22 protein-coding genes are annotated in these 26,109 nt (G+C 71.2%); 11 read left to right on the top strand and 11 right to left on the bottom strand.

The window, feature by feature from the left end; all coding sequences use genetic code 11:
• The first annotated feature begins 1 nt into the window (after nucleotide 1).
• Together ACFQW6_RS02830 and ACFQW6_RS02825 are read left to right on the top strand one after the other, a co-directional pair.
• Nucleotides 2-2,758, top strand: coding sequence for an oligosaccharide flippase family protein (locus ACFQW6_RS02830; RefSeq protein WP_378540992.1), 2,757 nt, complete (start codon nucleotides 2-4; stop codon nucleotides 2,756-2,758).
• Nucleotides 2,759-2,772: 14 nt separating this feature from the next.
• Nucleotides 2,773-3,861, top strand: a complete 1,089-nt coding sequence (locus tag ACFQW6_RS02825) for a glycosyltransferase family 4 protein (protein WP_378540990.1) — start codon at nucleotides 2,773-2,775, stop codon at nucleotides 3,859-3,861.
• 13 nt (nucleotides 3,862-3,874) lie between these two features.
• On the opposite strand, the gene ACFQW6_RS02820 is transcribed toward ACFQW6_RS02825, so the two are convergent.
• The gene (locus ACFQW6_RS02820) at nucleotides 3,875-5,200 is read right to left on the bottom strand and encodes an O-antigen ligase family protein (RefSeq protein ID WP_378540988.1); all 1,326 of its coding nucleotides are present in this window, start codon (nucleotides 5,198-5,200) and stop codon (nucleotides 3,875-3,877) included.
• Nucleotides 5,197-6,069, bottom strand: a complete 873-nt coding sequence (locus ACFQW6_RS02815; protein WP_378540986.1) for a hypothetical protein — start codon at nucleotides 6,067-6,069, stop codon at nucleotides 5,197-5,199. The genes ACFQW6_RS02820 and ACFQW6_RS02815 overlap by 4 nt, the downstream gene beginning before the upstream one ends.
• 225 nt (nucleotides 6,070-6,294) lie before the next feature.
• Here ACFQW6_RS02815 and ACFQW6_RS02810 point away from each other — a divergent pair, with 225 nt between their 5' ends.
• From ACFQW6_RS02810 to ACFQW6_RS02790, 5 genes are read left to right on the top strand one after another with little or no spacing between them, the layout of a single operon-like run.
• Nucleotides 6,295-7,107: a hypothetical protein gene (locus ACFQW6_RS02810; RefSeq protein ID WP_378540983.1), complete on the top strand. Its 813-nt coding sequence runs from the start codon at nucleotides 6,295-6,297 to the stop codon at nucleotides 7,105-7,107.
• Nucleotides 7,092-8,669, top strand: a complete 1,578-nt coding sequence (locus tag ACFQW6_RS02805; protein ID WP_378540980.1) for an acyl-CoA ligase (AMP-forming), exosortase A system-associated — start codon at nucleotides 7,092-7,094, stop codon at nucleotides 8,667-8,669. Before ACFQW6_RS02810 ends, ACFQW6_RS02805 begins: the two co-directional genes overlap by 16 nt.
• Complete coding sequence (locus ACFQW6_RS02800) at nucleotides 8,666-9,892, top strand: pyridoxal-dependent decarboxylase, exosortase A system-associated (RefSeq protein ID WP_378540978.1); 1,227 nt, start codon at nucleotides 8,666-8,668, stop codon at nucleotides 9,890-9,892. Before ACFQW6_RS02805 ends, ACFQW6_RS02800 begins: the two co-directional genes overlap by 4 nt.
• Nucleotides 9,893-9,933: 41 nt before the next feature.
• The gene (locus tag ACFQW6_RS02795; RefSeq protein WP_378540975.1) at nucleotides 9,934-10,203 is read left to right on the top strand and encodes a phosphopantetheine-binding protein; all 270 of its coding nucleotides are present in this window, start codon (nucleotides 9,934-9,936) and stop codon (nucleotides 10,201-10,203) included.
• Nucleotides 10,204-10,222: 19 nt separating this feature from the next.
• Nucleotides 10,223-10,870 (top strand): hypothetical protein, encoded by a 648-nt coding sequence (locus ACFQW6_RS02790; RefSeq protein WP_378540973.1) that lies wholly within the window; start codon nucleotides 10,223-10,225, stop codon nucleotides 10,868-10,870.
• On the opposite strand, the gene ACFQW6_RS02785 is transcribed toward ACFQW6_RS02790, so the two are convergent.
• Together ACFQW6_RS02785 and ACFQW6_RS02780 are read right to left on the bottom strand one after the other, a co-directional pair.
• Entirely contained in the window at nucleotides 10,856-12,022 is a 1,167-nt protein-coding gene (locus ACFQW6_RS02785) for a hypothetical protein (RefSeq protein ID WP_378540970.1), read from the bottom strand. The genes ACFQW6_RS02790 and ACFQW6_RS02785 overlap by 15 nt on opposite strands.
• A 105-nt stretch (nucleotides 12,023-12,127) precedes the next feature.
• On the bottom strand, nucleotides 12,128-12,787 hold the full coding sequence (locus tag ACFQW6_RS02780; protein WP_378540968.1) for a polysaccharide deacetylase family protein: 660 nt from the start codon (nucleotides 12,785-12,787) through the stop codon (nucleotides 12,128-12,130).
• Between the two features lie 296 nt (nucleotides 12,788-13,083).
• Here ACFQW6_RS02780 and ACFQW6_RS02775 point away from each other — a divergent pair, with 296 nt between their 5' ends.
• On the top strand, nucleotides 13,084-14,739 hold the full coding sequence (locus tag ACFQW6_RS02775) for a DUF4082 domain-containing protein (protein ID WP_378540965.1): 1,656 nt from the start codon (nucleotides 13,084-13,086) through the stop codon (nucleotides 14,737-14,739).
• 9 nt (nucleotides 14,740-14,748) lie between these two features.
• Here the strand turns inward: ACFQW6_RS02775 and ACFQW6_RS02770 are convergent, their stop codons facing one another.
• The 6 genes from ACFQW6_RS02770 to ACFQW6_RS02745 form a co-directional block, all read right to left on the bottom strand.
• The gene (locus tag ACFQW6_RS02770) at nucleotides 14,749-15,765 is read right to left on the bottom strand and encodes a hypothetical protein (protein ID WP_378540963.1); all 1,017 of its coding nucleotides are present in this window, start codon (nucleotides 15,763-15,765) and stop codon (nucleotides 14,749-14,751) included.
• A complete protein-coding gene (locus ACFQW6_RS02765) occupies nucleotides 15,762-17,021 on the bottom strand; it encodes an MFS transporter (RefSeq protein WP_378540960.1) in 1,260 nt (419 codons plus the stop codon). The genes ACFQW6_RS02770 and ACFQW6_RS02765 overlap by 4 nt, the downstream gene beginning before the upstream one ends.
• Before the next feature lie 3 nt (nucleotides 17,022-17,024).
• Entirely contained in the window at nucleotides 17,025-17,804 is a 780-nt protein-coding gene (locus ACFQW6_RS02760) for a hypothetical protein (RefSeq protein ID WP_378540958.1), read from the bottom strand.
• Between the two features lie 46 nt (nucleotides 17,805-17,850).
• Nucleotides 17,851-19,431 carry an exopolysaccharide biosynthesis polyprenyl glycosylphosphotransferase gene (locus ACFQW6_RS02755; RefSeq protein ID WP_378540956.1) on the bottom strand — a complete coding sequence of 527 codons (1,581 nt, stop codon included), beginning with the start codon at nucleotides 19,429-19,431 and terminating at the stop codon, nucleotides 17,851-17,853.
• A gap of 399 nt (nucleotides 19,432-19,830) precedes the next feature.
• Nucleotides 19,831-20,514 carry a LuxR C-terminal-related transcriptional regulator gene (locus tag ACFQW6_RS02750; protein ID WP_300046671.1) on the bottom strand — a complete coding sequence of 228 codons (684 nt, stop codon included), beginning with the start codon at nucleotides 20,512-20,514 and terminating at the stop codon, nucleotides 19,831-19,833.
• Nucleotides 20,492-21,943 carry an ATP-binding protein gene (locus ACFQW6_RS02745; protein ID WP_378540953.1) on the bottom strand — a complete coding sequence of 484 codons (1,452 nt, stop codon included), beginning with the start codon at nucleotides 21,941-21,943 and terminating at the stop codon, nucleotides 20,492-20,494. The genes ACFQW6_RS02750 and ACFQW6_RS02745 overlap by 23 nt, the downstream gene beginning before the upstream one ends.
• 471 nt (nucleotides 21,944-22,414) lie before the next feature.
• Between ACFQW6_RS02745 and ACFQW6_RS02740 the strand changes: the two genes are divergently transcribed.
• The 3 genes from ACFQW6_RS02740 (at nucleotide 22,415) to ACFQW6_RS02730 (ending at nucleotide 24,551) form a co-directional block, all read left to right on the top strand.
• Nucleotides 22,415-23,194, top strand: a complete 780-nt coding sequence (locus ACFQW6_RS02740) for a LuxR C-terminal-related transcriptional regulator (protein ID WP_378540950.1) — start codon at nucleotides 22,415-22,417, stop codon at nucleotides 23,192-23,194.
• Between the two features lie 9 nt (nucleotides 23,195-23,203).
• A complete protein-coding gene (locus ACFQW6_RS02735) occupies nucleotides 23,204-23,974 on the top strand; it encodes a 3'(2'),5'-bisphosphate nucleotidase CysQ (protein WP_378540947.1) in 771 nt (256 codons plus the stop codon).
• Nucleotides 23,975-24,140: 166 nt separating this feature from the next.
• The gene (locus ACFQW6_RS02730) at nucleotides 24,141-24,551 is read left to right on the top strand and encodes a VOC family protein (RefSeq protein WP_378540944.1); all 411 of its coding nucleotides are present in this window, start codon (nucleotides 24,141-24,143) and stop codon (nucleotides 24,549-24,551) included.
• 30 nt (nucleotides 24,552-24,581) lie between these two features.
• Here ACFQW6_RS02730 and ACFQW6_RS02725 read toward each other — a convergent pair whose 3' ends face one another.
• A complete protein-coding gene (locus ACFQW6_RS02725; protein ID WP_378540940.1) occupies nucleotides 24,582-26,087 on the bottom strand; it encodes a M28 family metallopeptidase in 1,506 nt (501 codons plus the stop codon).
• Nucleotides 26,088-26,109: the final 22 nt, after the last annotated feature.

Here is a 26,109-nt window from a genome sequence, read left to right as displayed (position 1 = left end):
CGTGACAGTCGGGGAGACCACCGCACCGCTGGGGGCGGTCGGACCGGACGAAGTCGAGGAAGACCTGCGCCGCAACGTCGGGCGCGGCGTGGTCTGGGCCGCGGTCGGCAACATCGTGATGCGGATCGCCGGCATCTGCGTCACCGCGGTGGTGGCCAGGATCCTCTCGCCTGACGAGTTCGGCGTCTTCGCCATCGCGCTGGCGGTCTTCGTCGTCGTCACGAGTCTGGCCGAGCTGGGTATGGCCTCCGCAGTAGCGCGATCTGTGATAGAGCCCGAGGACATTGCCGGGACCGTCTCGTCGATCTCCATCCTGGTCAGCTTCGGGCTCGCGACGCTGATGGCCGTCTTCGCCGGACCACTTGCCGGGGTCCTCGGGATGCCCGATGCGGAGGGGCCCCTCCGTGTGATGTCGATCTGCCTCGCGCTCACCGGCCTCTTCGCCGTGCCAGGCGCGCAGCTGGTGCGCGACTTCCGCCAGGACCGGATCCTGTGGGGCATGTTGGCCGGCTTCGTCCCTGCCAACGTGGTGCTGATCGTCCTCGCCCAGATGGGACAGGGCGCGCTGGCGTTCTCGTGGTCGCGCGTGGTCGGCCAGGTCGTGACCGGGCTGGTGTTCGTCGCGTGCCTCGACCGGCGATACCGCCCGGAGTGGCGGCCGGAGCTGGTGGGACCGCTGATGCGGTTCGGGCTGCCGCTGGCCTTGGCCAACCTCATCAACTGGACGCTGCTCAATGCCGACTACCTCGTCCTGGGCCGCCTCCTGACGGCGGAGCAGGTCGGTATCTACATGATCGCCTTCAACGTGGCAGGCTGGTCCACCGCGGTGCTCGGCTCCGTGCTCAACGGGGTCGTGCTGCCGGCCTTCGGTCGCGTCGGTGACGACCGTGAACGTCTGGTCCAGACGCTGGTGTCGGCCACGCGGCTGGTGGCACTGGTCGCCCTCCCGATCGCGGCGTGCAGCGTGGCCATGGCGCCGAACCTGGTGCACACGGTCTTCGGCGAGAAGTGGGCCGACGCTGCACCCGTGCTGTCCGTCCTCGCGGTGTACGGGGCCTGCTTCGCCTTCACACTCCTCTATGTCAACGTGCTGGTGGCCATCGGCGCCACGACCCAGCTGCTGCTGGTGCAGGTCGCCTGGGTCACTGTCCTCGTGCCGGCCATGATCTGGGGCACCACGGTTGGTGGCCTGGTCGGCGCGGCGTGGGCTCACATCGCCGTGGTGCTCCTGGTGTCGCTGCCGGCTTACCTGTGGGCGATGCGCTCACGCCTGGGGCGGCTTCCCGCCACGCTGGGACTCACCCTGGTCCGGCCCGCGATGGCGGCCGGGGCGGCCGGGGGTGCCGCCTGGCTCTGCGGCAGCTGGATAGCGGACCCTGCGCGCGGGCTCGTCACCGGCGGCCTCGCGGCCGTCGGCGTCTACCTCGTCGCCGCCAGGTCGATGATCGAGCAGGACCTGCCGGAGGTCACCCGCTTCATGCGGAAACTGATCCCGGGCCGATCCACCACCACTGCCGTGTCCGCACCTGAGCAGTCGCTGCGGGTCGGCATCGTCCTGGAGGGCCTGGCCCTCGGCGGGTGCCCCATCAACGCGATCGACCTTGCTCGCACCCTGCGGGCGCGGGGTCATCACATCGTCATCATCGCTGTCGACGACGAAGTGTCCGTCTCGGTGCTGCCCTATGCCGAGGCGGCCGGCTTCAGCGTGATCCGCATCCCCGCGACCGGCGGCCTGTTCCGTCGTGCACGGCATCTCCGTCGCCAGGTCCGCCGGCACGACCTGGACGTCCTCCACGTCTTCGCTGCGTGGCTCGGGCGGGGCGCCGTGCTCGCCTGCGGGCCGGGCCGTCATCGGGCGGCCGTCGTGCACAACTGGCTGATGAACAACGAGTTTCCGGTCACCGTACGTACGTCTCTGGTGGTGGGCACCGGAGGCCTGCACCAGGAGGCACTGGACCGGCACGGACCGCGCTCCTACCTGCTCGAGCCGCCTGTTGACCTGACCCGCGACCGTCCAGACGCGGATGCTGCCGTCGCGTTCCGCCGAGAGCATGGCCTTGCCGCCGACGACCTTGCGCTGGTGCTCGTCGGCCGGGTCGACGCGCTGCCCAGGGCGCAGGAGCTCCACGGCGTGGACAAGCTGCCGGGGATCATGCTCGCGATGGACGCGCTCGTCGAGCGCGACGACCCACGGCTGCGCCTCGTCGTCGTCGGTGACGGCAGCGGGATGGCTCGGGTGCGTCAGCGCGCCGGGGAGGTCAACCGCTCGCTCGGGCGCCCGGCGGTCGTGCTCACGGGCTCATTGGCCGATCCGCACCCGGCCTACGCCGCTGCCGACATCGGTCTCGCCATGGGCGGCTCCGCCCTGCGGGTCATGGCCCACGCGACCCCACTGATCGTGCTCGGCGAAGCCGGCTTCAGTCGGCTCTGCTCGGCTGAGTCGGTGGAGCAGTTCACTGCAGATGGCTACTACGGCAGGCGCGCCCCGGAAAGGCCTGTGGTCGAGTTCCTGGCCCACCTCGACGCCTTGGCCGACTTCCACACGCGGCGCCGGCTGGGCGAGTGGGGGCTGGGCTTCGTCAGTGACCGCTATGGACTCGAGGCCGGCGCCGACCACCTGGAGGCGATCTACCGCGAGAGCCTCGCCCACGGCGACTCGTGGCTGGTCCGCCTCGGGGATGTCGGCTACCTCGCCGCGCGCGATCTGCTCGGCCGCGTCGGCCGCCGGGTCACACTCTCATCGGGCGCGCCGTCGTGAGCAGAGTGCTGCTGGTGAGCCACGAGGCGTCCCGCACCGGGGCGCCCCGCATCGCGGCACTCGTGGCCCGCGGCCTGGTCGGCCAAGGGCACGACGTACGCATGGTGTCCCAGCGACCAGGCCCTCTGCTACGCGACTTCGGCGATGTGGCGCCGGTACGCGTGCCACCGCTGTGGCGGGTGCTGAGGAGGCTGTGGTCCCGGCCGGGACCGATCCGCAGCCGGGTGGCCGGGCTGCTGGAGGTCGCCGTGGCCGTGGTCGTGGTCGCGGTGCACCGACCCGATCTCGTCTACGCCAACTCGACGTCGTCGGCCGGCTACGTCCGCGCCGCCAACCTCCTACGCCGACCCGCCGTCCTGCACGTCCACGAGTCGGGCGAGGTGTTGCGCGTCTTCCTCGACCGGGTGGGGATCGATGGCCTGCCCGGCGGGCGGGTCCGCCTCGTCGCCTGCTCGCCCAGCGTCGCCGACGCCCTGGTCGCGCTCGGTGCGCCGCGCGAAGACGTGGACCTGTTGCTCTCGATCCCCGACGCGACGAGGGTCCTGGGGGCAGCATCCGCGCTCTCGCCCTCACCCTCGGAGTCGACCGCGCGACCGGTCGTGGTCGGGTGCGTCGGTGCAGTGGAGCATCGCAAGGGCGTCGACCTCTGGCTCCAGGTGGCCCGGCTCCTGGTCTGCTCCGCCCCGCCCGGGAGCCTGCGCTTCGTCTGGGTCGGTGACGGAGAACCCCCCGCGGTAGCCGCCACCATCGCCGGCGTGGAGTTCACCGGACATTCCGCCGATCCCTCCGCGGCCATGGCTGGGTTCGACATCATGACGCTGCCCTCGCGGGACGACCCGTTCCCGCTCGTGGTGATGGAGGCGATGCTCCTCGGCAAGCCAGTCGTTGCCTTCGACGTCGGTGGCGTCGCCCACCAGCTCGGGGATGCCGGCGTGCTGGTGCCGAGGGAGGACGTCGAGTCCTTCGCCCGTGAGGTCGAGCGACTCGTCGCCGACGCTGAGCGCAGACTCCGCCTCGGTGCCCGAGGCTCCGAGCGTGCGTCGCTGATGTTCTCCTGGGAGAGGTTCGAGGCGGGGCTCGGCGAGGTGCTCGCCAAGGTCTGAAGTCTGAAGCCTGTCAGGGGGGGATCGGGTGGCTGCGATCGGACGCCGGCGCCGCGCGCTCCTCGAGCCGCCGCATCGACCCCGCCAACCCGATGACGAGGAAGACGCAGCCGGCTGTCTGCGGGAAGGCGAAGGTGTCGAAGAACGCCAGGCCGCAGGCGCCGGCCATGATCGAGGCCATCAAGGCTCTGGCCATCTGTCGGTCGTCGGGGTCGGTGGACCAGGATCGGGCGCGGCGGGCTGCCAGGACCCCTGCGACGATCACGGCCAGCAGGCCCACGAGGCCGAGGATCCCGCCCTCGATCAGCAGGCCGAGGTAGCCGTTGTCGAGGATCCAGTACTTCGGCAGGAACGTGCCGAAGCCGCGTCCCAGCAACGGGCTGTTGGTGATGAACTGCGCTGCGATCTCGTAGCTGCCCGTCCGCGAGGCCACGCTGGGGTCGTCCTCCCCCTGCGAGAACAGGGTGACGATCGTGCCAAGGAGCCCCGGGACCCACAGATACATCGCCACGCTTGTGACGAGCAGGAAGAAGCCGGCGTGGATCCTCTTCCTGTGGTCCCACGACAGTGCCATCACGACCAGGGCGACCAAGGCGCAAACATACGCCGAGCGGGAGACCGAGAGGTAGATCGAGAGGATCATGGGCACCAACAGGACACGGAAGAACAACCGCTGGCGGTGCTGCCCGCCCGCGAGCGCGATGACGAGTGGCAGCGCCATGGCGAGCACGACGCCGTACTCGATCGGGTGGGTCGAGGTGCCGCTCGGGCGCGCGAAGCCCGCGCGCTCGCTGAGCTCCTGACCGGCCGTGCTTGCCGTGAGCCCGGGGATCGACAGTCGATCGACCCAGATCTGGTGGGTGGCGTACTGGACCAGGCCGAGCACGGCCACGACGCCGGCCGCCAGCGCGAGACGTCGCAGCAGCACGCGGTGGCGCTCACGGGTCGTGATGCCGTCGGTGGCAAGGAGAAGAACTCCCGCCATGCCCAGCAAACGAAGGATGCCGTTGTCCGCGACGCTGATCTCGTCGCCCAGGATCGGGCTCGCCATGGCGTGGGCGTAGACGACAAGCATGATGAGCAGCCAGCCCAGCATGGCCGCTCGCACCGGTTGGAAGCCAACGCCTGTGTCCTCCGCGCGCTGCACGTGGAACCAGACCCACCAGGAGAAGCAGCCCACCCCGAGAAGGTTGGACGGGCTGCCGGCGCTTCCCAGCGCAGGGACGACCATGGTCGAGGGGACGAACCAGAGCAGCACGAGATAGGTGGTGAGGATCGCCGTCGCGTCCACGCCGGCCCGGGCGCGGATGGTGCCGGTGGTGGTCCCTACCTGAGTCATCCCTGTCTTCCGCTCATCCGACCCGTGGGGACGGGCACGGATGTCAGTTTCTCGCCCCGCGCGTGGTCCGCGCCCTCGGGCTCGACGTGGCCGAGGGACGGCTTCTTCCGGCCCTTGGACAGGCGGGACACAACTAGCCGCGTGTCGGGGGGCTCGGCGGGCTGGGTGTCGCCGCGGTCGTCCGGCGGCGTCGGCGCGTCCGCCTCGTGCGGCTCGACCTGCGTCAGCATGGTGATCGGGTCCGTCCGCGTGCGGGTCCGCGCGGCGAGCAGCGACTCCAGCAGGGCCAGGAGGAGCAGACCGAGGGTCAGCGTGACCGCTGCCGCGAGGATGCCAGCCCGGATCTGGGTCTTGCGTATCACCTCCGGGACCTCGTCGCGCGTCAGGTCCTTCGCCGTGACCATGTCGTACTGGGTCAGTCCCAAGCCGTCTTGGAGCTCGAGCAGGACGACGGGTACGTGCTCCATCAGGCCGTGGAGCGCTGCCGCTGATCCGGTGGACGAGCTGCCCTCCACGGTGAAGAGGATGATCGGGGCACTGTTGGTGAAGTCCGGGGTGACTTCATAGTCGTAGCCCGGAAACTCCGACGCCCACTCGTCGTGGATGCTCTTGGACTTCAGGGTCCGGATCACGATGTCGCGTGCCTGGGAGACGCCCGCCAACTGGAGGTATGGGTTCCCCTGGACCTTCGTGGCGCCACCGACCAGTCTCGAAGACGTAGGCGGGAACACCAGGGCTGACCCCTCAGCCTTGTAGGTGGGGCCGACCTGGTGGACGACCAGGTACGTCGAGGCCACGACGAGGGCGAGGACGACCAGGGCGAGATACCAACGGCGCACGAGCGTGCGCCACAACACGATCAACTGCACCGCCGCCCCCTCCACGCTCTACGGGCTTCCCTGACCCGCCCTCGTATGGTTCCACACCCCTTCGGACCCTCCCACGGGATCTCCGGAGGGTCGTCGACGCTTTCCCCCAATTGAGGTAGGTGAGTGCGTTCCCGCCAACGGGCATCCCCGCCTCCCTACTGTGATGGCATGGTTGACGGGCCGAGGGGGGTCGACGTCGCGCCGATCACGGACGCAGACGTGGGAATGGTCGGCGACTTCCTGCACCGCCACCTCAACAGCCGGCTCAGCGCCGATCAGTGGGCCCGTTCGGCGATGCCGACGTGGAGCGTCGACGCGCCCAACCACGGCTTCATGCTCCGGCGCGGCGACGACGTGGTCGGGGTCTACCTCGCCTTCTACTCCGAACGCACCGTGGACGAGGGCACCCGTCGAGTGTGCAACCTGGCCGCTTGGTGCGTTCTGGAAGGCGACCGCGCCCATGGCGTGCGGTTGGCACGTGCGATGCTGCGTCAGCGCGGCTACGACTTCGTCGACCTGTCGCCCAGCGGCAACGTCATCGACCTCAACACCCGCCTGGGCTTCGAGTTCCTCGACACCGCCACGGCGCTGGTGCCTAACCTGCCGTTGCCGTCGCGCCGCGGGGTTCACCTGCTGAGCCGCCCCCGCGACATCGAGCGGGCCCTGACGGATCGAGAGCTCGACATCTACCGTGACCACCGCGACGCTGGCGCCGCACTTCACTTCGTGGTGACCGTCGGCGGTGAGTCCTGTTACGTCATGGCGCGCCGCGACCGGCGCAGGGGGTTACCGGTCTTCGCCACTCTGCTGTACGTCTCCGACCCTGTCGTGTTGGGTCGCGCGGGACACGCGCCGTACCGGCACCTCCTCCTGCGGCACCTCACTCTGGTGACCCTGGCCGAGCGGCGCGTGACAGGCCGGCCGCCGCGGCTCTCGCGTGCCCAGCGCTCACCTCGCCGCCGGATGTTCCGCAGCCCGGACTTGGCGGACCACTCCATCGACTACCTGTATAGCGAGCTGACATGCGTACCGTGGTAAGGACCCGACTGCACCACCTCGTCGAGGAGCAGGCCGCCGTCCGCGGCGAGCACCTGGCCCTGAGCCACGGAGACACGTCCCTGACGTACGCGGAGCTGTGGGAACGGGCCCAGAGTGTGGGCTGGGTCCTGACGACCATGGGGCTTCGCCCGGGTGAGCGGGTCGCGATCTTCCTCGACAAGCGGCCCGACACGGTGGCGACCCTGCTCGGCACCTCGGTCGCCGACGGGGTCTTCGTGCCGGTGAACCCGGTCCTCAAAGCACCCCAGGTCGCCTACATCCTGGGCAACTGCGGCGTGCGCGTCCTGGTGACCACCCACCAGCGCTGGAACGCCGTACGAGAGGAGGTCAAGGGCTGCCCCGACCTGGAGCACGTGCTGGTCGTCGACAGCGACCAGGGCGAGCCTGGCGACGACGTGCAGGTGCACGCCCTCTCCTCGTTCCTCACAGAGACCCCAGGTGTGGTCGCTGCCACGGGGGACGTCGACCTCGACATGGCCGCGATCCTCTACACATCAGGCAGCACCGGGCGACCGAAGGGTGTGGTGCTCAGCCACCGCAACCTCATCGTGGGCGCCGAGAGCGTGAGCTCCTACCTCGAGAACACCGCCGACGACGTGATCCTCTCGGCCCTCCCGCTGAGCTTCGATGCGGGCCTGAGCCAGCTGACGACCGCCTTCGCAGTGGGTGCCCACGTGGTGCTCCACAACTACCTCCTGCCCCGCGACCTGCCCCGCCTGTGCGCGCGCCACGGCGTCACCGGGCTCACCTGTGTCCCCCCGCTGTGGCTCCAGCTGGTGACCGTGGACTGGCCAGATGAAGCGCGCACCTCGCTGCGCTACTTCGCCAACACTGGTGGACGGATGCCACGGCCCACCCTCGACCGGCTGCGCGAGATCTTCCCGGCAGCGAGTCCGTTCCTGATGTACGGCCTCACCGAGGCGTTCCGTTCCACCTACCTCGACCCGGCGCAGGTCGACGCGCGACCGGACTCGATAGGCAAAGCCATCCCCAACGCGGAAATCCTCATCGTCGGTCCGGACGGGACGCCCTGTGCGCCCGGGGAGGAGGGTGAGCTCGTGCACCGCGGGCCGCTCGTGGCCATGGGCTACTGGGGTGACATCGAGCGGACGGCCGAGCGGTTCCGTCCCGTGCCCGGTCCTGAGCAGCGGTGGCGCTCACCTGAACTGGCCGTCTGGTCGGGGGACCGCGTCGTGAGCGATGAGGAGGGCTACCTCTACTTCGTGGGCCGCACTGACGACATGATCAAGACCAGTGGCTACCGCGTGAGCCCGACCGAGATCGAAGAGGTGGTCTACGACACGGGTCTGGTCACTGATGCGGTAGCGCTCGGCCTGCCCGACCCCACCCTCGGGCACCGCATCGTGCTGGTCGTCAGTCCGTATGGCGAGAGTCTGGACGAGCTGGAGCTGATGACCATGCTGCGACGCAGGCTCCCTCTCTACATGGTGCCTGCCGAGATCGTCGTCCGCGGCGCGCTGCCTCGCTCGCCGAACGGCAAGTTCGACCGGGTGCTGTTGCGTTCGGAGCTCGAGCGATGAGGGCCGCCGATCACGTCGCCGCCTTCGGCCGCGACGGCAATCAGCTCGTCGTCGGCGGGGTTCCCCTGGACCGCCTCGCGGCACGCGTCGGGACGACGCCGTTCTTCGCCTACGACCGGGCCGCGATCGCCACGCGCGTCGCGGACGTACGCCGTGCGCTGCCCGACCGCGTCACGCTGGGCTATGCGGTCAAGGCCAACCCGATGCCGGCGGTGGTCCAGCACCTTGCCACGTTGGTGGACTCTCTTGACGTGGCTTCCGCGGGGGAGATGAAGGTCGCCCTCGACACGGGGCACCCCGCCGAGCAGGTCAGCTTCGCCGGGCCCGGTAAGACCGACCAAGAGCTGCGCCAGGCGGTGGCCGCCGGTGTGGTCATCGAGGTCGAGTCGCGCACCGAGCTCCAGCGCGTCGTCCGCACGGGCAAGGAGCTGACCCTCCGTCCGCGGGTGGCCGTGCGCGTCAACCCGCCCTTTGCCGTCAAGGGGTCGGGCATGCGAATGGGCGGCGGAGCCCAGCAGTTCGGTGTGGACGCCGAGATGGTGCCGGCGCTGCTGGGCGAGGTGTCGACCACGGATGTCGACATGCTGGGCTTCCATGTCTTCGCCGGGTCGCAGAACCTGCGCGCGGACATCCTCGTCAAGGCCCAGGAGCAGACGGTCGACCTCGTTCTCGAGCTCGCAGCACACCTGCCGGAGGAGGCTCGCTACGTCAACCTCGGTGGTGGCTTCGGCATCCCCTACTTCGAGAAGGACGGCCGGCTGGACCTCTCCCTCGTCGGGGAACGGCTCGGAGCGCTGGTGGACGAGAGGCTGGCACCGGCGCTGCCCAACGCCCAGGTCGCCCTTGAGCTCGGGCGCTATCTCGTCGGGGAGGCCGGGGTCTACGTCACCCGTGTCGTCGACGTGAAGGAGTCGCGCGGGGAGGCGTACGCTGTCGTCGACGGGGGAATGCACCACCAGCTCGCGGCCTCGGGCAACTTCGGCCAGGTCATCCGCCGCAACTACCCGATGGCTCTCGGCGTCCGGCTCGGGGACGTCGATACGTCCTCGGTCACCGTGGTCGGGTGCCTGTGCACGCCGTTGGACCTGCTCGGCGACCGGGTGGACCTGCCGAGGCCCGAGGTGGGGGACCTCGTTGTCGTGTTCCAGGCGGGCGCCTACGGGATGACGGCCAGTCCGACCGCGTTTCTGGGGCACCCCGCTCCCGTGGAGGTCCTGCTGTGACCGCCGTAGACCTGACCATCACACCCCAACGAGGGAGCACCATGGAAGACCCGGACACGGACGCGACCCTTGCGAGCGTCATCGAGGTGCTCACGCGCACCTTGGGCATCGAGGACCGCGCACCCATGCTCGACCGCAGCACAGGACTGTTCGGTGAGCTCCCGGAGCTGGACTCGCTCGGCGTGGTCGAGCTGGCCGCAGCCCTGGAGACCCGCTTTGACATCGTCATCGACGACGACGACTTCACCGGCGAGGTCTTCGAGTGCGTGGGGACGCTTACCGACTTCGTCGCCTCGAGGTCGTCGGGCTGAGCTCGACGGACGTGACGCCATGACGACCAGGGACCTCATCCGGGCCATGCTCCAGCGGTGGTACGTCATGGTGCTTGGGGCAGTCATCAGCCTCGGCTTCGTCTACGTCTCGACCCACCAACCGACCGTCTACTGGACGCAGTTCAACGTCGTGCTCCTCGGACCGACCGATCCCGAATTCCCCAACTACCTCGAGGACCCTCACCTGACCCTTCACCCGATGGTGGGCCTCGTGGCCGACCACGTGAACGGCGGGGCACGCTCGATGATGACGGCGTCGACGGACACCAGCATGGTCGGACAGGGCATCCAGAGCGGCATTCAGGTGAGAGTGCCCAACCTCGGATCCCAGCACCGCGGTGACTTCTCGGCCAACTACCTCGACATCCAGGTCGCCGGCCCCACCCCCGAGGGCGTGACTGCAGATGCGCGGATCGCCGTCGAGATGGTGGAGGCATCCTTGGACTCGATGCAGGACGATCTCGGGATCGAACCTCGCAGCCGGATCAGGTCGATCGCGTCGACCTCCGACGCCACCATCTACCCGGTGCGCGGCAACCGGGTGCGGGCCGCGGCGGCCTCGGGTGTGAGCGGCGCGGCGATGACGGTGGTGCTGGTCTGCTGGCTGGAGCGGCGGCGCAACCGGCGCGTCTCAGCGCCGGCCTGACCCCATGCCCATCGGCACGGTCTCCCGGCGGCCCCAGGCTGCGGGCGGCTCCACTGCTTCCGGGCCCCCCAGAAGCCAGACCTCGTCCCACTGCACCCCGGCGAGCCATGCCCTGACGTCCACGTGGGACCGAAAGGCGTCCAGGTCCGCGACCTTCAAGCCGGTCACGAGCACGTGGTCGAGGTTGCCCACAGCACTGAGGGTGTCCGCAAGGTCTGTCAGGGCCACCGACGACATCACGACTGGACGCCCGCGCCGATCGAGCACGACCTTCTCGCCGGCCACATGAGCGAAGGCCCCGGTCGGGTCGACGTTGACCAGGTACAGGGGGTTCGCGGCGGAGTAGCCGACGAGGTCCACCTCGTCGGCGATGTCGGCGATCACGACCCGGCAGTCGATGACGGCCCGGACGCGGGCCGCCGAAGCCGACTGACGCAGCCACGTGCGCCGCCAGCGGTGCTTGTGCAGTCCAGGCAGGTCCCGCCAGCCGCGCTCGCTGCGGCGCACCGTGCCGCACGTCGTCCGGATCGGGACCTCAGCCGGGAAGAGCTTCCCGACGTGACGGTGGGCCGCATCGAGGCGGGCCAGGTTTGCGGTCAGGCTGTTGTGGGTGATGGCCGTGTCGACAGCACCAGCGCGACGTCCAGCAGCGCGCATCCGCAGGGCGTACTCGACGGCGTATGCGTGCCAAGCCAGGCTCGGGTCCTCGCTCAGGGGCTGAGCGAGCAGGTCGGCACGACGAGCCATGAAGAGCACCTCGTCGAGCGTCTGCACCGCGACCGGCTCGGGGGCCGGGGTCCCGATGAGGATGACGCGGTCGCGCAGGCGGCCGACCACCTCGCCGGTGGCGGTGACCCCGCAGGCGCCGAGCACACCCCACGTGTGGTCGTCCAGGGCCCCGGCCCCGGCGGCGAGCTGCTGCAGGTCGTGGAGATAGACGTCCTGGTGGGCGAAGACCACCACATCGTGCTCGGCCAGGGTGACGGCGTGGTTGAGGGCGGCGCCGGCCGAGGCGAACTGCTCGGCGGTGTTGTCGATCGGCAGGTACTGCACCTCCACGCCGGAGACGCCGGCGCCGGCAGCGATCGAGCGGTCCAGGCAGTGACGACGCACCTCTGCGTCGTTGTAGACGCAAGCGATCGTGAGCCTCACGGTGTCCCCCTCCGAAGTTCCGGGAAAATTCCATCACGTGCGCTCGGGCCGCACTCGGCCGCTCGGCCGACATCCCCCAATCTGGTGACGGAACGAGCAGGGGGCTCACCGCCAGCGCTTGGCCGTCCCGACGAGGACACCCCGGCTGCGGGCGGCGAACGACGGTGGCCGCAGCACGTCGCGCTCGACGGAGGCGGCAGTGTCGTCGCGGTGCACGCTGTAGCGCGGCTGCATCCATTGCCCCTCGCGAGCCCTGCGGCGGTCGCTCGTGTGGACGGAGCGGTAGCCGAGGGCCCGGAGCTGGGAGATCGTGCGGCGGTCATAGCGACCGAGCGGCAGGGCCGCGTCACGCACGGGGGCCCCGATCAGCTCGGCGAGCAGCGTGCGCGCCGACACCAGCTCCTCGTGCTGCTGGCGGGTGTCCAGGCCGCGCCAGGGGCAGTGCGTCATGCCGTGGTTGCCGATGGTCATTCCTGCGGCCTGCAGCTCGCGCACCTGGTCGCTGGTCAGGCTGCCGCGCTGGTCGAGACGCCCGGCAACGACAAAGAAGGAGGCCTGCAGCCCGCGCCTGACCAGCTCGGGCAGGGCGACCTCGGCGTCGGAGGCGTTGGCGTCGTCGAAGCTGAGCCGGACCTCGGGTCGATCAGCCACGAGGTCGAGGATCTCTCCGAACGCGTCGACCTCGATCCAATAGGCGTCCTCACCGGGCTCTAGATCACGGCCGGGCGCCCCGATGCCGTGGAAGCAGAGGTTAACCACGCGCATGCGGGCGACCGTACCGCCTCAGGAAGGGGATCCGCCACGCAACCGCGGAGTGGGTGGTGGAAGCCGTCAAGCGAATGTGATCTTGACTACACTCCGAGCGTCACAACGCGGCTGCGACTGCACGGGGCGGGTCACCCGATTTACCCAATTGTGGACAGTGCAGAAGCGCCAGAGGAGTTGGCACCGCCAGCGGCCTGGCGCACGATGGCGGCAGGCACCATCCCCCGGGTGTCTCGGTCAAGCCGTTGCGCGGCCCCGCGCGCGCATTCCCCCAGCCCTCCCCGAGGTGATCCGTCATGCAGCAGCTGCCCAGTCCGCGCCGACCGGTCGGCGTACCTGATGGCGCCGGGGAGGGAACTCTGTCCGCCCGGGGCCGCATCGCGCTCTCCCTCGTCGGGCTGGTCGCCCTCGCCTTGGCCCTCACCAATGGCGGGGACCCCGCGCAGGCGGGACCGGAGCACTTCGGTGCCGCTCCGCGGGCCGACGCCGCGGTCGGAGTGTTCCCGGCGGCGCGTCCCGCAAAGGGGTCGGTCCGGGTCCGCACGACCGTTCCTCGCGAGGTCGGCATGAGGTTCAGCGCCAAGGTCGCGGGAAAGGCCACCGGAATCCGGGTCTACAAGGTGTCCCGGAAAGCCTCGTCCACGCCGCGATCCGGTTCTCTGTGGAGCTCACGCGGCCGGCTGCTCGTCAAGGCCAAGTTCACGAGGTCCCGAGGCGCGGGCTGGGTGTCCGTCCGCTTCTCCGACCCCGTCAAGCTGGTGCCGGGCAAGACGTACGTCGTCTCTGCCTACGCGGCAAGCGGACGCTACGCCGCCACCCGGGGTGGCCTCGCCAAGGCGCGATCGACTGCTTATCTCGCAGCCTTCGCAGGAAAGAACGGGGTCTACCGGTCGAAGAAGGGCCCGGGCTTCCCCAACCGCGGCTCCAGGGCCAACGACAACTTCTGGGTGGACGTCCGCTTCGCTCCGGCCGGCAAGTCCACGACCACCACCCCCACTTCCAACCCCACCCCGATCCCGAACGGCAACTGCGTCGGGGCGGCCAACACCCCCGGCGGCGCCGACCCGTGGGGCGGCTGTTGGCCGGGACCGCACAACACCGGCTACCCGCACGGACTACCCGGAGACACGCGTGCGCCGGTCACACTCACGCCGTACGACGGCCCGATGACGATCCGCTCCTGCGGCGTGGTCATCGACTCCAAGGTCGTCGACGGCACCATCCTCGTCGAGGCCGGCAACGGCACGTCGTCCAAGGACACTCCGTGCGTCACCATCCGCAACTCCCTGGTCAAGGGCGTGATCATGTCTGAGAAGTCGACCTACGGCCCGGTTCTCATCGAGGACACCGAGGTGGCGCCGACGGACCTGCCGTTCTGGGAGAACATCGGGCGCTCCAACTTCTTCGTCTACCGGGTGAACTCCCACGGTGGAGAGGGCGTCATCAAGTGCGACTCCAACTGCGAGGCCAGGGACAGCTGGGTGCACGGCATGGAGCTCGGCGGCGCCTACCACTACAACGCCTTCGGTGGTAATGGCACCGATGGCTTCACCATCGACCACAACTACGCCAGCTGTGGTGACTGGTCGAAGGTCTCCGACCCGACCGACGACGCCGGTTGCTCCTCGGTGATCGGCTTCTACGGTGACTTCGCGCCCATCCAGAACATCTCGATCACGCGGAACTTCCTCGCCTCGACCTTCAGCGGCACGGGTCAGTCGATCCACCGCCAGGCCGGCTACTGCCTCAACCCGGGCTACTACCCAGGTAAGCCCTACCCGGACACGGCCAACCTCACCGTCACCGACAACATCTTCGCGCGAGGTGAGTCCAACAAGTGCGGCGTGTTCGGTCCGAGCAACAGCCTGCACGCACGAGGTGAACCGAACGGCAGCATCTGGGAGCGCAACCGCTTTGAAGACGGGGCTGCGATCTCGCGACCGACGGAGTAGCTGAGTCGGTCAGCGCACCACGGTGGCCGACCAGGCCTGCTCGATCAAGAGAGCGGGCTCCGCGTCGGCCACCGTGTCGACCGCCCAGGTGTCGGTGACGCCGGGGTCGTCCGGGCGCGGCATCCCGTACATCAGCGTGTCGTCGTCGAGCCACTCCACCTGGTCGTCGAGACCACGCGGCCCGGCCTCGAGGAGCGTGCGCTCATCCGTCGCGAGGTCCTGGACGGCGATCTGCCACACGACACGACGACCCGGGTCGACGTCGACCTTGAAGGCGACGCGCGTGCCGTCGGGTGACAGTGCCGGGCACTCGGCGTCGGGCGACACCGTGGTGAGCGTGCGCGCGGTGAGGTCGCCCTCGACCAGCCACGTGCGACCGCCGGTCGCGACCGTCGCGTAGAACGTCTCGTCGTCGACGAACGTCACGCCCCAGACGTTGCGGTCGACGGGGTCGACCTCACGGCCGTCGACGACCAGCTGGAACTTCTCCAGGTTGCCCCACCGCTCGCCGTCGCCGAACTCGTGGACCTCGGTGGCGGTGGAGAAGCCGGTCGACATGTAGGAGTGGCCGGCCACGAAGACGGTCGTCGCCACGAGCGTGCCGTCCGGGCTGAGCCGGGTGCGGCTCGGGATGCCGGGCAGGTCGTTGCTCGCAACCTCCTGCCAGTCGGCGTCGAACTCCATCCCCTCGTACGTCATGGCGACCCCCTCGTCGCTGATCAGGCACGAGGCGCCCTCGGGACGGGCCGCGACCCGGTTGCACGAGACGCCGGTGAACGCGCGCGGCCCGCTCGGGTCGTCGAGCGGCACCACTGCCACGACGCCGTACTGGCTGTCGAGGCCGGTGTGGCGGAACACGATGCGCGGGCCCTCGGTGACCTCGGCGATGGGCGTCTGCTCGGCCTCGGGCTCGGCGGCCCGCTCGGCGCGGACCTCGCGACCCTGGTCGACGACGTAGACCGTCGCCCCGACGGCGATCGCCACGACGACCGCGACGAAGGCCAGCACCCGGGCGCGGGTGCTCACGTGGTCGCCGCGGCGCCGTCGAGGCGCGTGATCCGGGTGGCGGCGGCGAGGACCGCGAGCGCCAGCAGCGCGGCGACGGACGCCATGGCGACCGTCGGACCGAGCAGCAGCCACAGCACGCCGAACCCTGCCGAGGCGAGCATCCGGGCGAGCGCCACCACGGTCTGGGCGGCGGCGATGCCGCTGGATCGTGCCTGGACGGGGACCAGGCGGCCCGCGATGGCGGCGATGACGCCGTCGGTCGCCGCGTAGAAGGCGCCCAGGAGGACCAGCGTCCCGACGGTGGCCGCGGCGGTCGAGGTGGGGAGGACGGCGCACAGGTAGGCGCCGACGAGGGCGAGGTGGCCGAGGATCAGGGTGCGAGCACGCCCGACCCGGTCGGCCAGCCGGCCGACCGGCACGGCCAGAAGCAGGTAGGCGACGTTGGTGCCGACGTAGAAGAGGGGGAACCAGGTCACGTTGATCCCACCGTGGTCGAGCAGCGCGAGGTAGATGAACCCGTCGCCGATGGTCAGCAGCCCGAGCAGCCCCGCGACCGCGAGCAGCGGTCGCAGTCGCGCGTCGGTCAGGTCGCGCCACCGGAACGGCGGCGGCGTCGGTCCGCTGCTCCTCTCCCGGTCGCGCCTGGCGCGGACGTCCGGTCCGAGCAGGCCGAGCAGGGCCACGCCGGCGAGGGCGAAGGCCAGCGAGACCACGAGCACGACGGAGTAGCCGTCGGGCACGAGCACGAGCAGGCCGAACGCGATGAGCGGGCCGAGCGCCGCGCCGATGGTGTCGAGCATCCGGTGCACACCGAAGGCGCGGCCGAGGTGCTCGGTGGGGGTGGCGGTGCTGATCATGGCGTCGCGGGGTGCCGTCCTGATCCCCTTGCCGATCCGGTCCGCGGTGACTACGGCTGCGATCCCGGCCGCGCCCGAGGCGAAGAGCAGGAAGACGCGCGCGACGGCGGAGAGCCCGTAGCCGAGGAAGGCGACCCACTTCGGACGGTCGGAGGCGTCGGCCAGCCAGCCGCCGCCGAGGCGGACCAGCGCGCTGACACCCTGGTAGAGGCCGTCGATGAGGCCGTACGCCACCGGCGTGAGCCCGACGACCGCTGTGAGGTAGAGCGGGAGGATGGCGGCGACCGACTCCGACGAGACGTCGGTCAGCAGCGACACGACCCCGAGCGTGATGACGACCCGGCCCACCGGGGGCCGGGTCGAGGTCGAGCCGCGGCTGGTGCCGCCGGCGGGCCGGTCGCGGACGGAGATGTACATCTGTCACCCGCCCGCGGCGCGCAGCGAGGCATGGACGGCGTAGCTCGAGCCGGAGCCGCGGGGGCTGACCGTGACGGTCACGACGCTGTCACCCCGCCGGAACGAGGCCGCCTGGGAGCCGGCGACGCTCGGCGGGGCCGCCGTCTCGTCCATACCGCGGCGAGCGAGGCGGGCGCGGTAGGCCCGCAGGACCCGCGCAGGTGGGAGGGACGTCGTCGCCACCAGCCCGACCTGCAGCCGGTCGCCCATCGGCGAGAGGCTGCTGCTCTCGACGCGGGCGCCCCGGGGCGGGCGCAGGGCGTCCGGGAACTGCCGCAGCAGGCGGCCCTGCGCGCTCGCGCCTCGGGGGAGCGGCGTCGTGACGAGCGGCGCGGGGTTCGCCGGGGGAAGCAGCTCCGAGAGGCTGGAGACGGGGGACTCGGGTGCTTCGGGCATCTCGAGCGCGGGGGCGGAGCCCGGTGCGGTCCCGTCGGTGGCCTCGGAGTCGCCGCCGGTGCCGGGCGAGGCGCTCGCGCTGGGCTCGGGCGACTGACCGCTCCCGTTGGCCCCGCCGTCCGCCTCGGCCGTGTGGTCTCCCGGCTGGTCCTGGGCTCGGTCCTTCGTCCGACCCGGCGCGCCGGAGCCGTCCCCGCCCGACACGGATCCGGAGTCGGCATCCGGGGACGCGGTCGAGGACACGGTCGGGGACATGGCCTCCGGGGACGCCCCGTCGGCGCCGCAGCCGCCGAGGAGCAGGCAGGCCACGACGCCGATCACGGCGACCCGGACAGGTCTGGTGTTCATCTGATGGTCGACCCCCACGGTCGTTGACGAGACGGTGCCCGCGACGTCAGTATGCGCCGCGGTGACCCAGCACCGCTCGCACTGTGCGGACGAGGATCGAGAGGTCGTGGCGCAGCGACCAGTTCTCGACGTACTTCAGGTCCAGCCGGACCGACTCGGCCCAGGTCAGGTCGGAGCGGCCCGACACCTGCCACAGGCCGGTCACGCCGGGCTTGACGACGAGCCGGCGCCGCGGGTCCACGTCGTAGCGGGCGACCTCGCCAGGCAGGGCCGGACGGGGTCCCACGAGGGACATGTCGCCGCGGACGACGTTCCACAGCTGCGGCAGCTCGTCCAGCGAGTAGCGGCGCAGCCTGCTGCCGAGGGGCGTGATTCGCGGGTCCTGGGCGATCTTGAACAGGACGCCGTCCTTCTCGTTGGCCTCGCCCATCCCGAGTCTTGCTGCCTCGGCGTCGACGCCCATCGAGCGCAGCTTCAGCATGGTGAACGGGACGCCGTCGCGCCCGATGCGCTCCTGGCGGAAGAACGCGGGGCCGGGGGTCTCCATCCGGATGGCCACGGCGAGGGCGGCCAGCAGCGGCAGGGCCAGGATCAGCGCGAGGAGCGCGAGGGTCCGCTCGACCAGGTCCTTCAGCAGCCGGCGGGGTCCCCTGAGGGTGGGCTTGCCGACGTGCAGCACGCCGAGGCCGGCGGTCGACATCACCCGGGTCCGCTGCGGCTCGACGTCCAGCAGGCCCGTGCCGAGGAAGAGCTCGGTGCCCATGCCGGACAGGGACCAGTGCAAGCGGCGCACCTCGACGGGCGACAGCTTCGCGCCCGGGAGCACCACCAGGGCGTCGGCGCCGTGGTCGTGGGCTGCCGTCGAGGAGGCCTGGAGACCCACGTAGACCGGTACGTCGCCCTCGACGGGGGTCTTCGACACACGGGTGAGGCAGGCTGCGACCACCTCGTGGGTGCCGCTCGCGCGGAGGTGCGCCACGGCCTCACGGACGTCGCGCGGCCGGCCCGCCAGCACGACGCGCGGGAGGGGACGGCGTACGCCGGCGACGAACGGCAGGGCGCTGGCGACGGTGAAGCCGGCCACCAGCGCGGCGAGGGCCAGCGCGTCGGCGTGCCACACCAGTGGTGAGACAGCCAGGGTGAGCACGGCCGTGCGGGCACCGGCGGCGAGGACCACGCCCAGCCGCGCGCCACGGGACTGCCCGAGCGCCTGGCGCCGGTAGCGACCCGACACGGCGAGCAGTGGCGGCCACGCCAGGGCCGTCGCGATCGCGGCGGGCAGCTCGAGCCGGCCCTGGGACACCGACACGACGGCGAGCCCCAGCGCGAGCACGAGGTCGAGGACGACCGCCGGCCACGTCGGGGCCGGCCGGGTGGCGCTCCGCTGGGGCAGCTCCGGGACGACGGTCGCGGTGACCGGTTCCGGGACGGCCGGCGGCGCGAGGACGATCGGGTCGACGAGCGGCAGGGTGTTGACCCCTCGCGGGCGGGGGATCTGCCTGTCCAGCAGGCTCCCGTCCGCGGTGACGACGTCGGCCACCATGCCGGCCACGTCGGTCGCCGGGTCGGGTGCCACGACGGGCACCACCCCGGACACCATGTCGGTCACGACCTGCGTCATTCCCATCAACCCCCCTTCGGAGCACCGCCCAAGGCGCCCCGCTACTGACCTTGTCGCGAGCCTAGGAAGCCCCACCCGGCCGGGCATGCCGCAAATGAGCGAAAGCCGTGCACGCCCGGGAGATACCCATTCAGAGGGATGGGCAGTTCCGGCCGGCCGGACCTACTCTCGAAGAGGTGCACCAAGCACTGGTTCGCTCTTCTCGGGCCAGCCCCGCACTGGCCGCCTCCTGGTGGCCGCTGGCGTGACGCGGAACCCCACGCTTCGTCACCCGGAACCGATGCGAACCAGTGGCGGCGGTCGAGGTCCCCCTCCTCGGCCGCCGCTTCCGCGTCCACGCCGTGGCACCCGCCGTGGCAAGGTCAGCCGGCGCAGGGCACGGCACCTCTCGTCGAGCCGGTGCGCTCAGGCGCCGACCTTCCAGCCGACCTGGTTGGCCATGCCGACGGCGGCGAGCTGCGAGGAGACCTCCAGCTTGCCGAGGATCGACTTCACCTGGGTGCGGACCGTCGCCTCGGACACGACGCTGTCCTGGGCGATCGCCCGCACGGTGCGACCCTCGATGAGGGAGCCCAGCACCTGGCGCTCGCGCGGGGTGAGCAGGTCGAGCCGGCGGCGTACGTCGTCGTGGGCCTGGCGGTCGCGCGCCCAGGCCTCGAGCAACGACTCGAGCTCCTCGCGGGTGACCACCGGCAGCCCCTGGTGCAGTCGCCGCACGGTGGCGAGCGCCTGCTGGAGGGCACCGGTCTTGGACAGCACCTTGCGTGCCCCGAGGCGCATGCACGCTCCCCAGCGGCCGATGTCGTCCGAGGCCGTCAGCACCACGACGTTGGCGTTGGCCCGGGCGAGCGGCGCGACGAGGTTCATCCCGTCGCCGAACCGGCCGAGGTCGAGGTCGAGCAGGACCGTTCGGGCGTTGGCCCGCAGGGCGAGCGATCGCAGCGTGGCCATCGACCCGCCCTCGTCCGGCGGCTCCAGTCGTCGTACGTCGTAGCCCTCCAGGGAGAGGGCGAGCTCGAGCGACTCCGCGAAGAGCAGGTGGTCGTCGATGATCAGGACCCTGTGCTCACCCCGAGACGCGCCAGGCACGGCCGTCCTCCATCGTCAGCTTCGGTGCGGGCAGTCGGGTCGGGCCCAGGTCGTTCTCCGGCGAGCGCCGGGGCGAGGGCAGCGAGATGACGAACGACGATCCCCTGCCGTCCCGGTCGGCGAGGCGCAGCGAGCCACCCGCCTCGGTCATCAGGCGCTGGGCGACGTGGAGCCCGATGCCCTCGCCCCTCGACTCGGTGCCGCGCTTGCCCCACTCGAAGATCTGCTGCCGCTGGTGCCGGGGGATCCCGCGACCGAAGTCGGTCACCGTGATGTCGACCGTCTCCTCGTCGCGGCGCATCACCTCCACGACGCTCTCGTCGGTGCCGCCGTGCTTGGAGGCGTTGTCCACCAGGATGTTGAGCACCTCGGAGAGGGCGTCGAAGGGAGCCCGGACCACGTCCCCGGTGGAGTGCAGCTCGACGTGGCGGCCCTTGAGCCGCTGCAGGTCGAGGATCTGGGCCAGCGCGTCGTCGAGGCGCAGGTCGGTGGTCTGCGGGCCGGTGCCGGCGAGCATCCGCTCCATCCGGTCGAGCTCGCGGCGTAGCGATGCCCACAGCCGTGCCCGCGTCTCGCTGGTGAGGTCCTGGCGGTCGAGCAGGGCAGATCCGGCGACGAGTCCGGCGATCGTGCTCCGCAGCTCGTGCATCCGCTCGCGCTGCTCGCGGGTGGCGTCGACGAGCTCGTGCTCGAAGGAGTCGATGCGCTGGCGCTCGTCCTCGAGGGTCCGGCGCAGCGTGGCCCAGGCGATGCCGAGCCAGGCGGCACCGACTGCCGTGCGGGCGAGCCACAGGCCCGCGTCGACGGTGCCGCCGGCGAGACCGGACGGCGGGACCAGCTGGCCGAGGACGACCACGCCCACCGTGACCAGCAGCAGTGCGCTCACCGGTCGTGACGCCGCGTGCTGCTGCAGCACGAGGACAGCGGCCAGCAGGTGGGTGCAGAGCAGGACCCCGATGAGCAGCTGCATCTGCGGCGGCGGCGGCTGGACCCGCGGGAACTGGAGCAGCAGGTGGCCCGCCGCCACGAGTCCCAGCCCGAGGCCGATGACGAAGGTCTCGTCGGCGACGCGTCGTACACGCTCAGGGGCCAGGAGGGGGATGACCACTCCGAGCATCCCGGCCATGCCGACCGCCAGCATGAGCAGCTGCACGACCGCACCTCGCGGTGGCGTGCTGTGCAGCGCGATGAGCGTGACGACCAGGGCCTGGGCGGCGACGAGCGCGCCCGTCGCCACGATCCAGCCCGCCACCGCGCCGGCGTGCCTGCGCCACGTGACGAGCGCGGTGCAGCCGGCGGCGGCGACGAAGACGCCGCTGACGACCCCCTCGCCCAACGACGGCACCGTCGACGCCGACGGCGGCGACCACCATGCGTGATCTGTCCCCGACCCGATCCACACCAGGACGAGGAACGAGGCGAGCCCCATGATTCCCGTCCGGCACGTGTGGCGCAGATCCCCCCTGCAGAACCCCAGCATTCCCTGCTACCCCCCTGCGGTACAGCCCAAGTTGTTGTCGAGACGCGTCGGCTGCTTCCCAAAGCTGCCGAGCGCGACGTGCATCTGACGTGTGAGTCAGGCTCTCGGCTGAGAGTGCAACTCACGGTGCGGGGGGTCCAATGATTCTGTGGCCGTACCGCAAATAGGGCAAAGGCGGTCTGGTCCGCCGTTCGCAGGACTCGTGGAGGCTTCGTCAAGGAGTCCCTCAGGTCGTCCCCAGCGGTGCCCGAGCACGCGGCGATTTCCCCTCAAGGGGGTAGCCGCCGGCCGGCGCCCCGCTCCGGGTGCGGAAGACGAGGACCGGTCGCGTCCCCAAATATGTGCACGTTCGCCAAGGGCTGGACGTGTGGGGGTGTACGACGGACAGGCTGGAGCAGCCGGCAAGCGGGAGGAGGCCCCATGAGCGTGCCAGGTCCGGTCTGGGTGCTGTCACCGCACCTCTTGGTCGCGCAGGCGGTCACGGCCGCGCTGCGCTCGGTCGGAGTGCCGGCCGAGACCCGGAGGTGGGAGTCGGTGGTCGACGACGACGGCTCTCCCGTGCTCGTGGCGTCCCGACCAGCAGTGGTCGTCGCCATCGTCGACGGGGTTGACAACTCCGCCGTCGTCGGTCATGTCGAGGCGCTCGCCCAGCCAGGCGACGCGCGGGTGGTGATCGTGAGCTCCCCCGACACCTCCACCCGGTGGGGCGGGCTGCTGTCCAACGACGCCGTCGACGTGGTGACCGTGACGACCTCGGTGTCACAGCTCGCGGAGGTCGTCCAGCGACTCACCGCCGGCGCATCGTCGATGGACCCGGAGGAGCGGGCGGCCCTGCGCACCTCGTGGGCCATGGACCGCGACCGGCGCCGACACGTGCGCGACCAGCTCGAGTCGCTGTCGCCGCAGCAGCGGCGGGTGCTCGAGCTCCTCGCCTCCGGTCGGCGGGTCGCGGAGGTCGGCGTCGAGATGGGCGTCGCAGAGGGCACCGTCCGCAGCCACGTGAAGGCGCTGCGCGCCAAGCTCGGCGCATCCACGCAGCTCAAGGCGGTGGCGATGTTCCACCAGGCCTACGACCCCACGGGAGGCGGCGGCGACATCGTGCCCCGGCCCCGAGGGGCGGGTGAGGATCCGGGCGACGACCCGGATCATCACGCCGACGGACACCGGAGCGGGGAGAAGGTGGGCGTCGGCCGTCGATAGGCTGGCGTCATGATCGATCCCACGACGCTCGACGACCACGCCTTCGCCGTCTGGGCGGCCGAACGGGCCGGCTCGGTGCTGCTCGACGTACGCGCCGGGGCCGCCGCCGACGGCCTCGAGGGCAAGGCGCTCAAGGACGCCGGCGACGCCGCCGCGCAGGCCGAGCTCGACCGGGTGCTCACCCAGCACCGTCCCGACGACAGCGTGCTGTCCGAGGAGGCGTCCGACGACAAGTCGCGGCTGACCGCCCGACGCGTGTGGATCATCGACCCCCTCGACGGCACCCGCGAGTTCTCCGAGCCCCCCCGCGACGACTGGGCCGTGCACGTCGCCCTGTGGGAGGACGGAGAGCTCGTCGCGGGCGCGGTCGCCCAGCCCGCGCTGGGGGAGACGTTCAGCACCGGCCGCCCCAGCGTGGTGCCGCCGCGCACCTCGGACCGCCCCCGCATCGCCGTCTCGCGGAGCCGGCCGCCCGCCTTCGTCGAGGCACTTGCGGCCGACCTCGACGCCGAGCTGGTGCCGATGGGCAGCGCGGGCGTGAAGGTGATGAGCGTGGTGCGCGACATCGCCGACGCCTACGTCCACGCCGGCGGGCAGTACCAGTGGGACAACGCCGCCCCGGTCGCGGTCGCCCGCTCCGCCGGCCTGCACTGCAGCCGCGTCGACGGCTCACCGCTGGTCTACAACGAGGACGACACGTCGCTGCCCGACCTCATCGTGTGCCGTCCCGAGCTCGCCGAGCAGATCGTCGACTTCGTCCGACGCCACGGCACCGCCTGACAGGGGTCCTCGACCACCGAGGCGGCTCAGTGGACGAGCTTGAGCCCGATGATGCAGCCGACCAGCCCGGTCAGCAGCAGGGCCTTGACCACCGACTCGGGGTGGCCCGACCACGATCGGCGAAACCCGCTTGCGGGACGGTGCAGCGACTTGCCAGCGTGGGGCCATGACCTCCTTCGTCTCGCACACGACCGTCGACTGCCACAACGCCTACGAGCTCTCCGAGTGGTGGAAGGCGCTGCTCGGCTACGTCGACGTGGAGGGCGACCCCAACGAGCCGGGGCACGACGAGTGCATGGTCCTCGACCCGGACACCGGGCACAGCATCCTGTTCATCGAGGTGCCCGACGCCGACCTGCCGGCGAAGCGGATCCACTTCGACCTGCGCCCGCGGGCGGGCAGCCGCGACGCCGAGGTGGAGCGGGTCCGCGGCCTCGGCGCGACGGAGGTCGCCGACCAGCGTGGCCAGTGGGGACCCGGCACCGGCTGGGTGGTCTTCGCCGACCCCGAGGGCAACCAGTTCTGCATCCTGCGCTCGCAGGCGGAGGTGGACGCGGGTCCACCCCCGCCCGCCTGAGCGTGACGTCGTACGACGTCGGTCAGCCCATCACCGCGCCAACGCGTAGGCCGCGCAACCGATCAGCTCCATGCTGACCGTCAGTCGGTCCATGCTGATGTTCTTCTCGATGGTGTCCTCGGGCGAGTGGTAGGGCGGCTCGAGCAGCGCCGGCGTCTCCTCGCCACGCCACGAGAAGTTGGCCGAGGCGATGCCGACCTCCTGGAAGGACTGGTGGTCGCTCGCCCCGCGCTGGGTCACCGGCGAGAGCTGCGGGTCGTAGCCGAGTCGCTGGGCGGCCGCGGTGACCTGGTCGGTCGTCGCGTTCCCGGTGCCTGAGAACGACAGCTGCCAGTAGCGGGTCGCCGGGCTCCAGCTGGTCCCCACCATGTCGTTCTGGAAGACGCCGAGGATCCGGTCGCGCTCGGCCTGCGGGAGCTGGGCGACGTGGTGGCGCGACCCGATCAGGCCCTGCTCCTCCGAGCCCCACAGCGCCAGCCGGACGGTGGCGTCGGTCCTGGGCATCCGGTGGATGACCCGGGCGAGCTCGAGCGTCAGGACCGTGCCGGAGCCGTCGTCGTTGGCCCCGGGGGCGCCGATGACCGAGTCGTAGTGGGCGGAGATGTACACCAGCGGACCTCCGGCCCCGGCCCGACCGGGGATGTCGGCCAGCACGTTGTTGCTGGTGAGGCCGCGGTGGGACGTCGTCCCGATCGTCAGGCGCAGCGGACGCACCGACAGCTCCTCGCGGAGCAGCCGCTTCTGCACCTGCGCGACCCCGAGGACCGGGATGGTCGCGACGGGCGTCCACGGTGGCGGGGTCGTGCCGGTGGTCGGCACCAGACGCGGCGAGGTCGCGGAGGCGCGGCGCGGGTAGACCAGGTCGGCCGGCAGCAGGACGACGGCCGCCGCCCCGCGTCGCTGCGCCTCCAGGACGAACGCTGCTCGCAGGTTGACGCGCGTCGCGGCGTCGGCGTGCTGGGCGTCGTCGGCGAGGACGACGGCTCCGGTCAGCGCGGCCGCGTCGGTGGGCCACGCCGGTGCGGTCGCACCCGTGACGTCGACCACGCGGCCGGTGACGGGGGCGGCGTCGAGACCGGCGTCCGGCGAGGCCCCGGCCTGCCAGCAGATGTCGTCGGGCAGCTGGCCGTCAGGGTCGCCGATGTCGGCGAGGAACTTGTCGGCGACGGCGAAGGGCTCGAGCCGGACGTCGCGGGCGCCGGCGCTGCGCAGCGACGTGAGCGCGAACTCCGCGGCTGCCCTCTCCGAGGCAGTGCCGCCGATGCGCGGTCCGATGCGCTCGGAGAGCACCCGCAGGTCGGCCAGGGCGCGGGAGGGACGGATGCCCGTGACCACCTGGCGGTCGCGGACGGCGAGAGCGGGGCCGCGTACGGCGCCCGGGCGGGTCGCGTCGGCGGCCCAGGCGGGCTGGCCGGCCGCGACGACCGCGACACCGCCCGCGGCACCGGCGAGGAGCTTGCGGCGGCTGAGCGTGCGGGTCTGGCTGGTCTGGGAGGTGGGCAGGGTGGAGTGGTCGGGTCCCGAGATGTGGTCCATGACAGGCGAACCTATGTGTCCG

This window comes from Nocardioides sp. GCM10028917 (assembly GCF_042666175.1).
Taxonomy (GTDB): domain Bacteria; phylum Actinomycetota; class Actinomycetes; order Propionibacteriales; family Nocardioidaceae; genus Nocardioides.
Note: the sequence above shows the minus strand (reverse complement) of the source record. Positions and strands in the feature narration are given on the sequence as shown.

What these genes read in the sequence shown, in the direction of transcription:
- ACFQW6_RS02730 (WP_378540944.1), top strand. Translation starts at nt 24,141, where the DNA reads ATGACCTCCTTCGTCTCGCACACGACCGTCGACTGCCACAACGCCTAC.
- ACFQW6_RS02745 (WP_378540953.1), bottom strand. Translation starts at nt 21,943, where the DNA reads ATGGGGCTCGCCTCGTTCCTCGTCCTGGTGTGGATCGGGTCGGGGACA.
- ACFQW6_RS02805 (WP_378540980.1), top strand. Translation starts at nt 7,092, where the DNA reads ATGCGTACCGTGGTAAGGACCCGACTGCACCACCTCGTCGAGGAGCAG.
- ACFQW6_RS02790 (WP_378540973.1), top strand. Translation starts at nt 10,223, where the DNA reads ATGACGACCAGGGACCTCATCCGGGCCATGCTCCAGCGGTGGTACGTC.
- ACFQW6_RS02775 (WP_378540965.1), top strand. Translation starts at nt 13,084, where the DNA reads ATGCAGCAGCTGCCCAGTCCGCGCCGACCGGTCGGCGTACCTGATGGC.
- ACFQW6_RS02795 (WP_378540975.1), top strand. Translation starts at nt 9,934, where the DNA reads ATGGAAGACCCGGACACGGACGCGACCCTTGCGAGCGTCATCGAGGTG.
- ACFQW6_RS02760 (WP_378540958.1), bottom strand. Translation starts at nt 17,804, where the DNA reads ATGAACACCAGACCTGTCCGGGTCGCCGTGATCGGCGTCGTGGCCTGC.
- ACFQW6_RS02725 (WP_378540940.1), bottom strand. Translation starts at nt 26,087, where the DNA reads ATGGACCACATCTCGGGACCCGACCACTCCACCCTGCCCACCTCCCAG.
- ACFQW6_RS02755 (WP_378540956.1), bottom strand. Translation starts at nt 19,431, where the DNA reads ATGGGAATGACGCAGGTCGTGACCGACATGGTGTCCGGGGTGGTGCCC.
- ACFQW6_RS02810 (WP_378540983.1), top strand. Translation starts at nt 6,295, where the DNA reads ATGGTCGGCGACTTCCTGCACCGCCACCTCAACAGCCGGCTCAGCGCC.
- ACFQW6_RS02800 (WP_378540978.1), top strand. Translation starts at nt 8,666, where the DNA reads ATGAGGGCCGCCGATCACGTCGCCGCCTTCGGCCGCGACGGCAATCAG.
- ACFQW6_RS02820 (WP_378540988.1), bottom strand. Translation starts at nt 5,200, where the DNA reads ATGACTCAGGTAGGGACCACCACCGGCACCATCCGCGCCCGGGCCGGC.
- ACFQW6_RS02740 (WP_378540950.1), top strand. Translation starts at nt 22,415, where the DNA reads ATGAGCGTGCCAGGTCCGGTCTGGGTGCTGTCACCGCACCTCTTGGTC.
- ACFQW6_RS02735 (WP_378540947.1), top strand. Translation starts at nt 23,204, where the DNA reads ATGATCGATCCCACGACGCTCGACGACCACGCCTTCGCCGTCTGGGCG.
- ACFQW6_RS02765 (WP_378540960.1), bottom strand. Translation starts at nt 17,021, where the DNA reads ATGTACATCTCCGTCCGCGACCGGCCCGCCGGCGGCACCAGCCGCGGC.
- ACFQW6_RS02780 (WP_378540968.1), bottom strand. Translation starts at nt 12,787, where the DNA reads ATGCGCGTGGTTAACCTCTGCTTCCACGGCATCGGGGCGCCCGGCCGT.